Origin of the sequence: Xenorhabdus sp. Sc-CR9, assembly GCF_963897815.1 — a bacterium.
GTDB lineage: Bacteria > Pseudomonadota > Gammaproteobacteria > Enterobacterales > Enterobacteriaceae > Xenorhabdus.
In genome coordinates this window covers 15,540-30,938 of the sequence record NZ_CAWQTY010000186.1, presented here as the reverse complement: position 1 = coordinate 30,938, position 15,399 = coordinate 15,540, and the positions used below count along the sequence as shown (strand labels likewise).

General features: G+C 35.6%; 10 protein-coding genes and 1 pseudogene. 3 read left to right on the top strand and 8 right to left on the bottom strand.

Annotation, left to right across the window (positions count from 1 at the left end; translation table 11 throughout):
• Positions 1 to 123 (top strand): annotated as a pseudogene (locus AACQ81_RS19755) (IS982 family transposase); the annotation flags it as partial.
• Positions 124 to 258: 135 nt separating this feature from the next.
• On the opposite strand, the gene AACQ81_RS12870 reads toward AACQ81_RS19755, so the two are convergent.
• The 5 genes from AACQ81_RS12870 to AACQ81_RS12850 are packed head-to-tail and all read right to left on the bottom strand — an operon-like array spanning position 259 to position 5,122.
• Positions 259 to 1,032 (bottom strand): hypothetical protein, encoded by a 774-nt coding sequence (locus tag AACQ81_RS12870; protein ID WP_237387568.1) that lies wholly within the window; start codon positions 1,030 to 1,032, stop codon positions 259 to 261.
• A 5-nt stretch (positions 1,033 to 1,037) separates the two neighbouring features.
• Positions 1,038 to 1,775 (bottom strand): SDR family NAD(P)-dependent oxidoreductase, encoded by a 738-nt coding sequence (locus tag AACQ81_RS12865; protein ID WP_237387567.1) that lies wholly within the window; start codon positions 1,773 to 1,775, stop codon positions 1,038 to 1,040.
• Complete coding sequence (locus AACQ81_RS12860; protein ID WP_237387566.1) at positions 1,772 to 2,893, bottom strand: alcohol dehydrogenase catalytic domain-containing protein; 1,122 nt, start codon at positions 2,891 to 2,893, stop codon at positions 1,772 to 1,774. Before AACQ81_RS12860 ends, AACQ81_RS12865 begins: the two co-directional genes overlap by 4 nt.
• A complete protein-coding gene (locus AACQ81_RS12855) occupies positions 2,886 to 3,935 on the bottom strand; it encodes an ROK family protein (protein ID WP_237387565.1) in 1,050 nt (349 codons plus the stop codon). The genes AACQ81_RS12860 and AACQ81_RS12855 overlap by 8 nt, the downstream gene beginning before the upstream one ends.
• A gap of 23 nt (positions 3,936 to 3,958) precedes the next feature.
• Entirely contained in the window at positions 3,959 to 5,122 is a 1,164-nt protein-coding gene (locus AACQ81_RS12850) for a sedoheptulose 7-phosphate cyclase (protein ID WP_237387564.1), read from the bottom strand.
• A 2,710-nt stretch (positions 5,123 to 7,832) separates the two neighbouring features.
• Between AACQ81_RS12850 and AACQ81_RS12845 the strand changes: the two genes are divergently transcribed.
• Positions 7,833 to 9,020: a Gfo/Idh/MocA family protein gene (locus tag AACQ81_RS12845; protein WP_237387563.1), complete on the top strand. Its 1,188-nt coding sequence runs from the start codon at positions 7,833 to 7,835 to the stop codon at positions 9,018 to 9,020.
• Between the two features lie 692 nt (positions 9,021 to 9,712).
• Here the strand turns inward: AACQ81_RS12845 and AACQ81_RS12840 are convergent.
• Entirely contained in the window at positions 9,713 to 10,078 is a 366-nt protein-coding gene (locus tag AACQ81_RS12840; RefSeq protein ID WP_237387561.1) for a MerR family transcriptional regulator, read from the bottom strand.
• Positions 10,079 to 11,036: 958 nt separating this feature from the next.
• Between AACQ81_RS12840 and yihA the strand changes: the two genes are divergently transcribed.
• Entirely contained in the window at positions 11,037 to 11,666 is a 630-nt protein-coding gene (yihA, locus tag AACQ81_RS12835) for a ribosome biogenesis GTP-binding protein YihA/YsxC (RefSeq protein WP_237387560.1), read from the top strand.
• A gap of 146 nt (positions 11,667 to 11,812) precedes the next feature.
• On the opposite strand, the gene AACQ81_RS19750 is transcribed toward yihA, so the two are convergent.
• Positions 11,813 to 11,860, bottom strand: coding sequence for a hypothetical protein (locus AACQ81_RS19750; RefSeq protein ID WP_438361642.1), 48 nt, complete (start codon positions 11,858 to 11,860; stop codon positions 11,813 to 11,815).
• A 386-nt stretch (positions 11,861 to 12,246) separates the two neighbouring features.
• On the bottom strand, positions 12,247 to 15,039 hold the full coding sequence (gene polA, locus AACQ81_RS12830; protein ID WP_237387559.1) for a DNA polymerase I: 2,793 nt from the start codon (positions 15,037 to 15,039) through the stop codon (positions 12,247 to 12,249).
• Positions 15,040 to 15,399 lie beyond the last annotated feature (360 nt).

The following is a 15,399-nucleotide window of genomic DNA, read 5'->3' as shown; positions in this document are numbered from 1 at the left end:
CATCGCAGTCAACTCGGTTTTCTACTGGAAATCGCCGCAGGCCTCATTGCGTATACATTCCAACCTAAAAAACCGAGTTTGAATTTACGGAATAATGATATCGCTATTCTTAAACGAAGCTGAGGTTAGTTAATTACACTTGTATAATCTAATTTATGCGTGTTCGAAAAATCCTTCCATGTTTTTTCGATTACAGATTTAGAATTAACAAGAGTTCCATCCATGTCAAAAAGAAATCCAGAAAATAATTTTTTCATATCAATGAAATTCCATAAAGTTCTTCTGTAACCAGATAAGATCTTCTTTTATCAATGAAGTTTTTCTTTCACGATAATCGTTTTCTGAAAAAAAAGTAAATTTTTTCAATGAGGAATTAGGTGAAAAAACCATTGTTTTTACGATTTTTTGATAGTAAAAGCTCTGGAAAGAAAATTCCCCTCCATTTAGGGGTTTTATATGTACATCTGTGTGAATATGATTGAATAATTTCAAAAAATAATCACATGAATCAACTTTAGCCATATGTAAATTAGATGGATCAAAAATAAGTTTAAAATTATTCCTATTTACCATACAACATAAAAACTTACTTTTTTCTGGAGTTAAAACGTTTTCAGATGCAATAATAAAATCCATTCCTGCTACATCACAACACCATTGTAGAAAATTCGCAGTATTAATGATATCCATATCATTTTCTATCATAGATTTCCTGAATGAAGGTATAAATAAGGTGGAAACTTTTAATCTATCCGCGAGCCTAATTGCTTCAAAAAATATCAATTTACACTCATTGGTTGAAGTTATTATACCAATATCATTATAGAGATTTAACGCAATAGCTGTGATATTTATATTATTATTTATAGCTGCCTCTCTCAGGATGTGTAAGTTGTAAGAAGCTAATAAATCTCCTCTGTTGTTTCCGCCAAAATCAATTTGTAGTGATTGAATAGAATTTTCTCGGCATAATTCGATAGCATTGAATAGGTTTCCTGGTAAGCGCCAACTTACCAATCCAAACTGATTCATGAAATCTACCTTTTCGATTGTGATGGGGGAAAAAATTCAGAATTAACTAAAGACCATTCGCTATTTTTACTTACCATAACAGTTTTCCCGTGTAATTTTGGGTTTCTTTGGATCACAAGCTCTTTAATAAAAGGCTTAAAGTTATCAGGTTGCATATAAGATGAGTAGTCGAAGTCTTTATCTCTTCGTGCTCTTATTCCAGGAGAATCAACCATGCCTTCAGGAAGAACCTGAGTGATTAATGTATCTTCAGCAGGTATTTCAGCTGACACAGAACCAAGTAATCCATAAGCGGCTGATTTACAAGCTGTATAACCTGCTCTTCCAGGACCAAAATTCAAAACAACTTCAGACGAAATCCCTAAAAAAATCCCTTTATTCTTGATAAGAAAAGGTAAAGTTGAATATAGGGTTAGCCACAGCCCATTTATCATAATAGTGGATTGTTTATCCCATAGTCCCCAATCAGTTTCAAGAAAATTACAGCGTTTAGGACCATAAAATGCAGCAGAAAAACAGGAAAAATAAAATGAATCATCACATATTTCTTTAAAAGTATTTTGACTATCCTCAATATTTTTTAAATCACACTGATGCCAGTGAAAATTATGATAATTGCTTTTTTCAGGTTCATTTCGGCTAATAATATGAACAGAATATCCTAATTCATAGAGTTGTTCAGCTATTCCATACCCTATTCCAGTAGAGCCGCCTACAACAAGAGCCGATTTTTTGTTATTCATAAATCCATCCGATTAGAGTTCAATATTGCCGTTTTTAGGACATATTTATCATTAATAACTCTATCCACAGAAGAAATAAGTTCATTTAAAAAATCGCTTAATTGGTCAAAGCATATGACATGTGTAATCATATCATGAAATAAACTTTCATTTTCACTTAACAAAGAAAGAGCTTTAATCATTTTTTTATTGGATACTCCACGATGTCCTGTTAGATAAATGCCATTTCTTTCTTTATCATCTATATAGTGAGTGTTCATCTGTAAATAACTGATATCATCATACTCAGGGCAAATATTTTTTGCCCTTATGTTATATATTATAGATGGACTTTTTTTATTAATTTTCTCCACATTATCAACGCCACTAATTACATCAATAATTGAATTATTTTTAATATTGCAAATTATACTACTAACAATTGAATTTGTAACATTTTTGGGAGTAGTAACAAAAACAGCAGTTTTCTCATTATTCAACAAACTGGCAATAACATCTTTATCATTAACAAAATGCTCAGCAAAAGGCAGTATTTTATTCTGGCTCATTTCCAAAGATTGGTTGCTTCGATGGACTAAAGAAATAGATGATTTATTTTTATTCAACCATAATAATTTCCCAATCAAATTACCGATTATACCACCACCAATGATTACATAGTGCATAGGCGAGAATCTCTCAACCGCTTCAAGAGCAGTTAAAGCAACAGCTACAGGTTCTATAATTGCAGAAAATATAGGGGATAACTTATATTCTATAGAAATAACCACACCATCTTGCACAGCAAAATCGGGAATGCTAATATATCTTTGAAAAAAACCTGGTAAATTATGCCCTAATAAAAAATTAGTATCATGGCGGTTTGTTGGATTAATTAAGACAGTCTGTCCACGCCTAAAACAATAACCATTTTTTTTATAATCCATTTCAACCACTCCCAATCCCTCATGACCTAGAATTTCCGTTTTTTCATTTCGAATACCTTTCAAAATCTGTATATCTGTGCCACATAACCCTGACGCTATAACACGAATCAGTAATCCTTCTACCTTTGAAGTTATAGGTAAGCTTTCAGTTCTACATATACCACCAGTGAATCTTATATAGTCATTATTCATTACTAGGCTCCTTTTGTGGTATACATTTCAAAAACCAAGAATTATTGGAAAAAGTAGTAGCAATACCTGCACCCCATAAACCGCTAGCTGTATTCGGAGGACATATATATAAAAGATCTTCTATCATCCTAGGTTCTTTTAAAGCAGTTATATATGGACCACTTTTAAGGATTCTAGAAAGCAGAGAGTTTTTAATATAATTTGATAAACTATCTACTACCCCTCCTGATAAAGCGACCATCTCTATTGAGGGATCGATAACTAACGCGGATGTAATCAAATCGGCTAAAGGTTTCATAGCAGTATCTAAAACATTACTGCAAAAATAGTCATTATTTTCCAAACCTAGATTAAATTCATTCTCAAAATTTACATAATTAGGTTCTTTTTGGTATATTCTCCTATACATATGATCATAAACATTCCTGATACCACGACCAGAAGCATATGCTGCAATATGATCAGATTCACCACAATCACAATTAAGAGAGAAAGGTGTCCCTCCCCCTGGAAGATGACCAATTTCACCTTGTAATCCTGATATATCAAAATTCACTCTGAAAGGTAAAGTTTCGAAGATACGGCATGCAATTCCACTACTTACTGTAATGAGCATTACTTTACGAATATTTTGGCAAACAGGCTGAATGGAAAGATGAATAGCCATAGCAGTAACATCATTCATTATCATCCATAGAACATCAGGACGAAGAGAATGAAGCTCATCGAGTAATTTGAAATTTACCTGACAAGCCCCCCAAAGGGGGGCTGCACCATACACCTCTCCTGTATGATGATTCAAGGCTGCACCTAAACTAATACTCGCAGTGAGGCCGTTATGATAAATTGGCAATTTTCTTACAATAGATTCAAGTAATTTATCCTTGAGGTTAATAACATCATCAGAAGGATACATTAAAAAGCTAGGTGAGGCTTCCTTCATCACATTGACAGGCCCTTTATGTGGTATCCACTTAGCACTTCTTAAAAATGTCCCACCAACATCATAAATATAAGTTTGATACGATTCATTTATAATCATTTGAAATTATTCTCCTATCAATGCTAATGAAAAATATTGACATATTCCAAAGCGGAAATGAGATCATTTCTTGTAAGATCATTACAAAATATCGCACTACCAATTGCATTCATTAATGGCACTCTCTGAAAACCATCACGATGTTTTAGAGTATCATCTAAAGCCTCCTCTAACATCGAAAGTGTAAATATAGAACTATGAATAGGCAGATTACTTCTCTGAATAAGCCTTATACAACGCTCGGCATCCCATTTAGTAATTAAGCCACGAGAAAATGATAATGCTATACAAAGAGCCATATCTACTGCTACAGCCTCACCATGTAAAAGGGGTGTATTAGATTTGAGTTCAAGAGAGGGACTAAATGTATGACCATAATCTACTATACGTTCAAGATTATCTTCCCATAAATTTGGCTCTAGCTCCTGAAGCATACTATCAATAGCCCTTTCAAAAATTTCTTGATGAACAGAACCATAGCTGGAGAAACCTTGAGGAGTTAATTCATCTATAGCCTGTTCAAGAAGATGAAATAAGTGTTCATCTTTAATTAGTGCCATTTTAATAATTTCTGATACTCCATTTGTAATATGCCGTTGAGATACGGTTTTAAGGAAACCAGGATCAATTAAGGTAGCCTCAGGCGCAAAATACGTACCTAGTCTATTTTTATTACCCATATAATTGATACCAGTTTTTACTCCTATACCTGCATCAATTTGTCCCATCAATGTGGTTGGGATACGGATATAAGGGATGCCACGTCTATATAGATTTGCTGTAAAACCCACAACATCCATAACTACTCCACCACCAATAACGATAATTTTTTCTGAACGGCGTAGCAAACCACTATCAGAAATTTTTCTAGCTATAGTAAGAACATTATCTATATTTTTGGCTTCTTCATCTCCACTAATTGGATACCACACAAAACTAATATCATATTGCCTAAAGTAATTTTTAATATTATCCCCATAGAAAAGATCGACATTATTATCGACAAATATAACCACGCGAGAATAGTTCGCATTGGGGTTTTTGCACATATCATAAATATGACTATTATCAGTTTGAAATAAATCTTGAATTATTTTAACAGTATAATTTATTTTCAGAGATGCTTTGATGTTCCACTGCTCTGAATTTTCCTTCTTATTTTCATCTAAAATATCAGCACTATACATAAATTATCCTTAATAATTAAATGGCAAAAACTAAATAGCATTCTAAAATTGTAGATCACTTCCTTACTCCTCACTGTGTGAGGAGTAAGGAATGCTCATAATTTGAGTGCATTACTATTATGAAAACCTATTTAGTAATTCAATCTATATTAAAATTAATAATTTTTAATACTTTTATAGAAAATACAAAAGACTCACCGAATGTTCTATAATTTGAAGTAAACCAAATGACTAAAAATAAACTCATGATATTGAAATAATTATCTAGAATTAATTAGATTTAAAAATCATATAGAAATATAGACAATTAATGATAAAAATTTCTTTTAGAAACTTAACATAATAAATGTAACACGAATATTTTCTAAGTAAATATATACGTATTCTTTTAAATTACTCATTGAGAGTTTTTCCATATCGATCTTTTCGAGGAAAATTATTTAATCGGTTACCCATAAAAAATCTCACAGTAGCTTTCATAACTTATGAAGACTTATTGTTACAACCTGTTTTTTAAACTGAAAATCTGGAGCTTCTCAGTTTTGGTCATTTGGTTATAGGCCATAGTCTATTGTCCTTTGATGGAAAAATGTTTACTATAACAACTGGCTTCTTTTCTGATAAATATCATTTATGAGCCGAACCTGCCTTTTATTTTTATAATCTATAACTATTATATTAATAATAAACTATATCTCTGCATATCTATAAATTCCATTCTTCTTATTGTTTTCTACTGTAAAGTAAATGTTTTAACCAAGCTATTTATAGCTAACTTTAGAGAAAATATTGTGTATAAAACAATTATCTTTTCCAAAAAACCTTTAAAAAAATTCAAATGGTTACGAAAATTGATACTATTAAAAACTAATCAACAACACAAAAAATTCATACTAACAGAATACTTACCCATAATATATTTTATTATTAAAGCACCTAAAGAAAAAACAACACCTCAAAAGTTATTACATTCATAGCTTGAATTAAGACTATAGTTTTTTATCCAATAATTTACTGATTAATTAAACATCCTCAGTTACACTGCCAATAATTACCAGCTCTATTCACAAATTCCAGTCCCAGATCTTTACCCATTGAATAAAAAATCAATTTAGAATCACAAATATTTACATATTGTATCTGATCCATTCTCTTAACAATCAAGTACGTTTTATTATCAGCATTCACATTACTGTGAAAGTCAAGCTTTTTTATGTTTAGATTTTTTATTCCAGATTTTGATGGTTCACTGAGCAGATTACAAAGTGGAAACAAGCTCTTTTGCCAGTACCTTCTGTAGGTTTTTTCGAATGTCTATCAATTAATTGAAGGCCTGTACAGCGACTGATTAGCAAGACGTGCTCAGATTTTATGAGTGAGTGTGGTTCGTTGTTCCATTATGAATTATCGAACATTACATAATACCTGAATATTCTGCTGCTCAATGGTTTTAACGGTAACAAAGTGCACTACGGGACAGAAGACCGTTTCATAAATAGCCAAGGCATTACAGGTATCATTTTTTGATATCACTTTTCGAAAAAACGAAAAAATTTGATTATCAGATTAATGACAACTTTCAAATTTTAAAACAACATACTCAAGTTAATTAGGTATACAGTCTAAATAATTACTATAAAGATTAATTCTTACATGAAAGAAATATCATTCTCAATAAAATTGACTTGACTCTAACAGTACTGTTAAGGATTTCATAGATTCATTCGAACAATACTCGCTAAGATTGGATAATCCAATGCCAATTGAGAATAACGCAACTTCATTAGTTATAACTGAAACAATTATAAAAATTACCGTTCTTCCTTTTGTATGGAGTATGCTTAAATTATTAAATCGTTGGCAGTTTACATCTGTTCTATAAATCATGAAAGTATCACCGCTACTGGATTCAGTCTCGTTCGAAATCTCTATCGGGTTAATAATAGGTAGTAATCACTATAGAATTCACAAGAAGTTTGAGGTTAGTCATTATCATAAGATTAAGATTATAATTAATTACCCAACAAATTTATTTTGAAAAAATAACACCTTTCCAATTTAACGAAAATAGTGTTATAGAAACCCAATCAATCTGGATTTCGGTTCAGTAGTTGGGTAAGCGGTAATAAAAAGCAAGAAGAGAGACTGTAGTCGATATTCACTCTATGATTAATTCACAAGTCGTTTATCTAACTTAAAAGCTTGAAAGTCAAGGTATTACACAATTTCCTACTAGAATATGGTGAAACGGTACAGAAGGAGGATTTTTCCCTTCGGACAAAGTGATATCAAAAGTTCTGAAGCGAATTAATGACTAACTTTTCCACTCCTGCTTTATCACATAAAAAATCAACACTAATGGCTGAGCTAGTTTCATGAACAGATTGATGGTCTAAAAAATCAACTTACCGATTAGAAAAACATAATAAGATATTCCAGAAGATCATAAAAACTCCTAATGTAGGCCTACTTACTTGGGCCTAATTCCTAACCAAACGGAAACAAGTAAGTAAGTCAAACTGCTAGGTATTAGGTACCTATCTGGAAAAAGAGATGTCAAACCAGTATCACCATTATAAATATAAGCAATAAACTAGCCCGAGTACCCTGGATACTAATTGTCAAATGGAATTTATTATTTTTACTCCTGAAATATAAATCACAAAAAGATAAAAAATAGAAATTAACTAAATTAAATCAAGGAAATGAAATGAAACCGGTAACAAATAAAAAACCTTTTAAAGTAGGTATGATTGGAGCGGGATTTATGGCTAAACTACATAGTTTATCTATGAATAATATTGCAGGATTAACTGATGACCCTGAGGCAAGATTCGATCTTATTCGTATCGTAGATGTCAATGAGGCTAGTGCAAAAAAAGAAGCTGAACGCTGGGGATGGAAAGAATTTGGTACGGATTGGAAAACAGTAACAAGAGATGAGTCTATTGAGATTGTTGATATTGCTACTCCCAATGACAGTCATTGTGAGATTTGTTTGGACGCATTTGCAAATGGTAAACATGTTATTTGTGAAAAACCACTTTCAATAGATAGTAAAACGGCAGAATTAATGGCTAGAAAAGCAGTGGAATCAGGTAAGATCCATATGGTTAATTTTACGTATCGGGCCTGGCCTGCCATTGCACAGGCTAAAAAAATTATTGAAAGCGGAGCTATTGGGCAAATTCGTCATTTTGAAGGGCATTTCTTGCAAGATCATAATAATGACCCAACAATCCCTCTACATTGGCGTTTTAAGAAAAGTTCGGCTGGAGCTGGTGCACTTGGTGACGTTGGGTCTCATATAATTGATTTATCTAGATTCTTAGTAGGTGAGTTTGACAGTGTATCTGCAACAATGCAGCGTTTTATTAATGAACGTCCATTAGTAGAAGATAGATCACGAAAAGGGGCAGTAGAAGTAGACGATTTTACTAATTCTCTCATTAAATTCCAAAATGGAGCAACAGGTACAATTAAGGCAGGATGGGCTTTACCTGGTTATAAGAATGATGTGTTCTTTGCGGTAATTGGTGAAAAAGGATCTATTCGTTTTAGTTGGGAGCGTAGTAATGAACTACAATATTTTGATAGCTCAGATCCTGCATATCTCTCAGGTTATCGTAGTATCTTTTTAGGGCGAGCGCATCCAGGAGCAGAATTATTTTGGTTCCCTGATTTAGGAGGGGAATCAAGCGTTGGTGTAACTGCACAAGGGATGGGTTATGGTGAAGCATTCGCACTTACTTTTAGCCATTTTGTTGATTCATTGAAATCTGAAAAATCAGCATCACCCAACTTTATTGATGGCTTAAGATGCTGTGAAATTATCGATGCAATAAAAACCTCCGCGGCAGAAGGAACATGGCAACAAGTTCATTTAGCTGAAATCTAGTGCTAAACTTCCTATAGCTTAATTTATATAAGCCGGATAAATTAAATAATATTATTTATATAATAAGTTAAAGTTAATTACAGGCAATGTTTGTTAATAAATAGTAAATTAAACGTCGTTACCTTACCTTAAATGAAACATTACCATCAATAGATTCAAAAATCACTTTACCATTAATTATTATGTTTGTTTTTTTCAATTTATTTATAAGTAAAAATCCACCTGAAATAGCAGGTGGATTTGACTATTCACTCTAAAAAATGAACTAGTCACGCATTTAAAATATGAATCTCATCCTTGATTCATATCAACTTTTTGAATACGTAATTAAATTAAAATACAATGAGATAAATTTAGAATCATAATAAATCAGAAAGGTGAAAAGAAATATAATTTAATGATATATTACTTTTTGGTAAAACATTAATATAAATAAATATTATATTTACCTATGAAATTGAAACTGATAACTTCCTTTTGCTACTCATTAATAATATATACCCATTGGATTTCAAGATGCAGCGCGACGGTAAGGGAATGACAAATTCGTCGGGAACGAATTTGCCCAGCCAAAGGTTGGCCTCCGGTGAAAGGCAGGAGCCTTTCATTAATCCCCTGGAGCATAGATAACTATGTGACCGGGGTGAGTGAGCGCAGCCAACAAAGCGGCAACTTGAAAGACGACAGGTATATTATACAATTGAGCTAAAAACAGTAGTATCGGATAAAAACTTATCCAATAACAACAAGGCTCGTGTATTTTTACTGAGTTCTGCTTTAATTTTATCCCTGTGTTTTTTCAAAGTTGAAACAATGAGAGGGCAAGGCTCAATCTTTATTTCTTTATTAACAATGAATGGCAATAAGATTCTAATAGTATCTAATGTTAGCCCTGTCTCTTGAAGAAATTGTATATGTCTTATTATCACTAAGTCCTGTAATTTGAATTTTCTATAACCAGAACTGGTTCTATTAGGTTTAAGCAAGCCTTGCTCTTCATAATAACGTATCATTCTAGCACTAACTCCAGTTTTGCTAGATAATTCTTTTATTTTCATAGTTAACCTCATATCAATTTAACAATTCTTATAGAATACTTTATTGGTTTAATTATTTATTGAATAAACTAGAGTAACAATTAGATTTCATGAGTCATATTACTAATGAAACATTAAAAAAATAAACATTATTAATCACTTACATGCATAGTTATTTTTACAGAAAATTCACTGCATTTATTATAAATACCTTGCCGTTTCATATATAGCATGTGATAATTCATATAATCCACTCAATATTATAATAATGCAAGAAGTAAATTTAAATAGAGGATTTGTGAAATGTCTAATTTCGATTGACAAAATATTTTGAACTCTTCATTTTCTAAATAATATCTCATAAAGCGTTTTATCTTTCAAGCTACTGTGTGACCTGTGATAATCTTATTAACCCAGTGATATTTTATATCTGATATATTATATAAAATATGAATAAAAATAGATAGTGATATCAATTTACTGAAAATAATAAATATTCAAATAATACCTAATCATATACTGGATATTAGTAATTAATCTTTTCAAAACATTCATTCAATGTCCTGTTTTTACTTATTTTTCTTTGTGGTGTCTTGAACACATTTTGCGATAAATACTCCCTTGCCTCTTCTAGGCAGAAAACAATTTCTGACCATGCCCTTTGAAGTAAGGCTTCTAATATAGGCCTGAGACAAACACGACTATTGTTGGCAGCTTTCAATAAGGATACCGTCGGGAATAATCGTCTTGCCAGACTGCGTCTGAGCAGTAACCCCAGCCAGATAAGGTTTTCAACTATGGGTTTCTGACTCGTGGCAAAGCCTGGCTAATTGGTGTGCGATTTCAGTTCCTCATACACGCTTTTGACTGACTAACTGCTCCATTCTCTGTCGAAATAAAGTTACGCCTGTCCACAAGCCGCCGCTCTCGGTATAATCACCGCGCTATTTTTTGCGTATTCCTCTGGGAGATAACCATTTTGACCATCAAACACTACAACTATCAAATGACCCACTTTGTCACGAGTGCACCTGACATTCGCCACCTGCCTCAAGATACGGGCATTGAGGTCGCGTTTGCCGGTAGGTCAAATGCGGGTAAATCCAGTGCCCTGAATGCACTGACCCGCCAAAAGAGTCTTGCACGTACCAGTAAAACTCCTGGCCGAACTCAGTTAATTAACCTATTCGAAGTAGAAGAAGGGATTCGTCTGGTGGATCTGCCGGGCTATGGTTACGCTGAAGTGCCAGAAGAAATGAAGCACAAGTGGCAAAAAGCCTTGGGAGAATATCTCCAGAAACGCGTATGCCTGCTGGGTTTGGTGGTTTTGATGGATATTCGTCATCCGCTGAAAGATCTGGATATGCAGATGATTGAATGGGCTGTTGTGATGCAAATCCCTGTCATGGTATTGCTGACTAAAGCCGACAAACTGGCATCCGGTGCCCGTAAGAGCCAGTTGGCGCAAGTTCGTCAGACATTGGCGGATCTGGATGGCGATGTTCAGATCGAATACTTTTCTTCCCTGAAAAAAATCGGCGTTGATAAACTCGAACAGAAGCTGGATATTTGGTTCAACCAGCCTGCCATTGAAACCGAGGTGGAGTAATATCCGCCTGCGTTCACCGCATCCCGTCTACTCAATCCAATCGATTTCAATTTGCTGCTTTGCTAGCTGCAAATTGAAATAGGACGAGTATAAATCGGACATAAAAAAACGCCCCAGTCAAAAAAGATGACTGGGGCAGCTAATATTCAGCTAAATCCGATTACGTGAAGTAAAAGGTCTGAAAGATAGAACATCTTACCTCTGTACCCTACGCAGACAACTTTACCCTATTCTTTCAATCAAAAAAAGATTTTTTTGTAATTAATTTTCATCAAATGCTTCGATTCAGCCATTGTTCTTTAATCAAATTAGGTTTTATACTCTCTTTAATGTAGTTTAATTACATATTTGTGAGATCCAGATCTAATATAAAACCTAACTGAAATTGTTGTTACAAGCCTCTTCGCTGCGTAATAGGGATAATCTTCGTCGATTAAATAAACTGTGATTCCATAAAAATCATTCAATAAAAAAATATTTCTGCACAAAAATAAAAGCCTAAAAAAAGAACCGCAAAAATTCGGTTCTTTGATTTCTTCAACAGATTTTTGATTGGCAAAATATCTGCCTTATTGATTCATCAGTGTGCCTGATCCCAGTCATCACCAATCCCAACATCAACTTTTAATGGCACATCAAGCTGCATACTTTTTTCCATCAATTCTCTGATTTTCTGCTCTGCCATCTCCAACTCAGATTCATGTACTTCAAACACCAATTCATCGTGAACCTGCATGATCATACGTACACCGGGTTTTTCGCTGACTATCCAATCATCTACCGTAATCATTGCCAACTTGATGATGTCCGCAGCCGTGCCCTGCATTGGTGCGTTGATGGCTTCACGTTCTGAAGCCTTACGACGCATGGCATTACGTGATTTGATGTCCGGCAAGTACAATCGACGACCTTCCAACGTTTCAACAAACCCATGCTCAGCTGCTTGTTGACGTGTACGCTCCATGTAAGCCAGCACCCCTGGATAGCGCTCAAAATAGAGATCCATGTAGCGTTGTGCTTCACCACGCGGAATACCTAACTGGCGGGATAAACCAAAAGAACTCATTCCATAAATCAAGCCAAAATTAATCGCTTTCGCACTACGGCGCTGTTCACTGGTGACTTGTTCCAGTGGCACACCGAACACTTCTGCGGCAGTCGCCCGATGGATATCTTTGCCCTGTGCGAACGCCTCCAGCAATCCTTTATCCTGTGACAAATGCGCCATAATACGCAATTCTATCTGCGAATAATCTGCTGCCATAATGCGGTAACCTTCAGGCGCAATAAATGCCTGACGAATACGTCTTCCCTCATCATTACGGACAGGAATGTTTTGTAGGTTCGGATCACGAGAAGAAAGGCGCCCGGTTGCGGTCACAGCCTGATGATAGGAAGTATGAACGCGGTTTGTCAGCGGGTTAACCATCTGGGGCAGTTTATCGGTATAGGTAGATTTCAGTTTGGCCAGACCACGATGCTCCAAAATAACCCGTGGCAACTCATGATGTTCAGCCAGCTCTTCCAGCACTTCTTCGTTTGTCGATGGCGCGCCATTTGGGGTCTTTTTCAGTACAGGCAAGTTCATTTTCTCAAACAGAATGACTTGCAGCTGCTTTGGCGAAGCCAAATTGAATTCTTCATCCGCCAACACATAAGCAGATTTTTCCAGCTCAACTAAACGCGCAGTAATTTCCCGTGAATGTTCTGCCAACGTTTGGGAATTGATCAATACACCTGTTCTTTCTATACGGGAAAGCACCGGTACCAACGGCATTTCAATTCCTTGGAACACTTTTTTCAGTGTCTCAGCGCTCTCTAACTGAGGATACATTGCCAGATGCAGGCGCAAAGTCACATCTGCATCTTCAGCTGCGTATTTTGAAGCTTCCTCCAAGGGAATTTGATTGAAAGTAAGCTGTTTCTTGCCTTTGCCCGCAATTTCTTCAAATGTCGTGGTTTTATAGCCCAGATAGCGTTCTGCCAGACTATCCATATCATGTCGCCCTTCCACGCTATTCAGTACATACGACTCCAGCATGGTATCAAAAACAATACCATCCAGAGCAACGTCATAACGCGCCAGAACGCCACGATCAAATTTCAGGTTCTGACCAATTTTGGGCAGGTTGGCATCTTCCAGCAGTGGTTTTAATGCTGCAAGAACCTCATGCAGATCCAGTTGCTGTGGTGCATCCAGATAATCATGTCCCAATGGCAAATAAGCCGCTTCAATTTCTGATTCTCCCGCCACAATGGCAAAGGACATTCCCACCAAATTGGCTGTCAGGGTATCAAGGCCATCAGTTTCGGTATCAAAAGAGAATGCCGGGGCCTGTTTCAATTTCTCAATCCACTCATCAAGAGATTGGTACTCAAGGATGGTTTGATAGCTTTCCGGTGAAATTTTGACGGAGGTTGACACTGCCGCTATCGAGTCTGATTTAGTGCTGCCAGAGGCAGGTTTCTGACCTTTACCTTCCAGCCAATTGCCATTCTGCACGTCATTTATCCAGCGCTTAAATTCATAATGATTGAACAGAGCCAGCAATTCATCCACATCTGGTGGCACAACAGCAAGATCGATACAAACCCTATCCAATTCAACGTCAGTTTTAATTGTCGCCAATTGATAAGAGAGGTAGGCCACCTCTTTATGCAGTTCCATTTTTCCGCCCAGTGTTTTAGCACCACGGAAGCTCAGTGTGGCAATCTCATCAAGTCTGGAATAAATGTTATCCAGACCGCCAATACCCTGCAATAGCCCCAACGCGGTTTTCTCACCAACGCCTGGAACGCCCGGGATGTTATCGGAAGAGTCTCCCATCAGGGCAAGAAAATCGATAATCAGTTCAGGAGGAACACCATATTTTTCCGTGACCTCTTCCGGCCCCAGAATAGTATTGGTCATAGTATTAATCAGGGTAATGTTCGGTGTCACCAACTGAGCCATATCTTTATCGCCGGTGCTTATCAGAACAGAGCGGCCTTCTTGGTCAGCCTGCAATGCCAATGTGCCAATAACATCATCAGCTTCGACACCCGGTACAACCAAAATTGGCAGTCCCATGGCTTTGACCATTTTATGCAACGGCTCAATCTGAGCACGCAAATCATCCGGCATAGGAGGGCGATGAGATTTATATTCAGCAAATAGCTCATCACGGAACGTTTTGCCCTTGGCATCAAACACGACCGCCACATGGCTCGGTTTATACTGCATGATTAAACTGCGCAGCATGTTCAGCACGCCATACATGGCGCCCGTTGGTTCTCCCGCACTGTTTGTCAGTGGAGGAAACGCATGGTATGCACGGTAAAGGTATGAAGAACCGTCAACCAAAATCAGGGGATTGTCTGCTATCTGTGCCATAAAATTTTCTTCGTCATTCTGTGGGATGAATAAAGAATAGAATGCCATACTGTGCCGTTATAGACGAATTTTGCGATAATTTTCTCGTGATAACGTGCATTTTATGACAAATACCCTGAACAATGTTCTGTGGATAACTTTGTGCACAAAAAAATGGCATATAAAACAGATTTATGTTTATCACTATAAAGTGTGCGTAACAGAAGGTGAAAATCAATGAATTACAGAGAATATTAAAGAAATCTTGCAACTACTTAAAAATCACTGACTTGTGGATATTACCGGAGTTTATGTTATGAAAGGGGCTTTTCAGCAAGTATTGTGCCAGCTTTATCATGGCTGGCCCAATACCTATGTTAT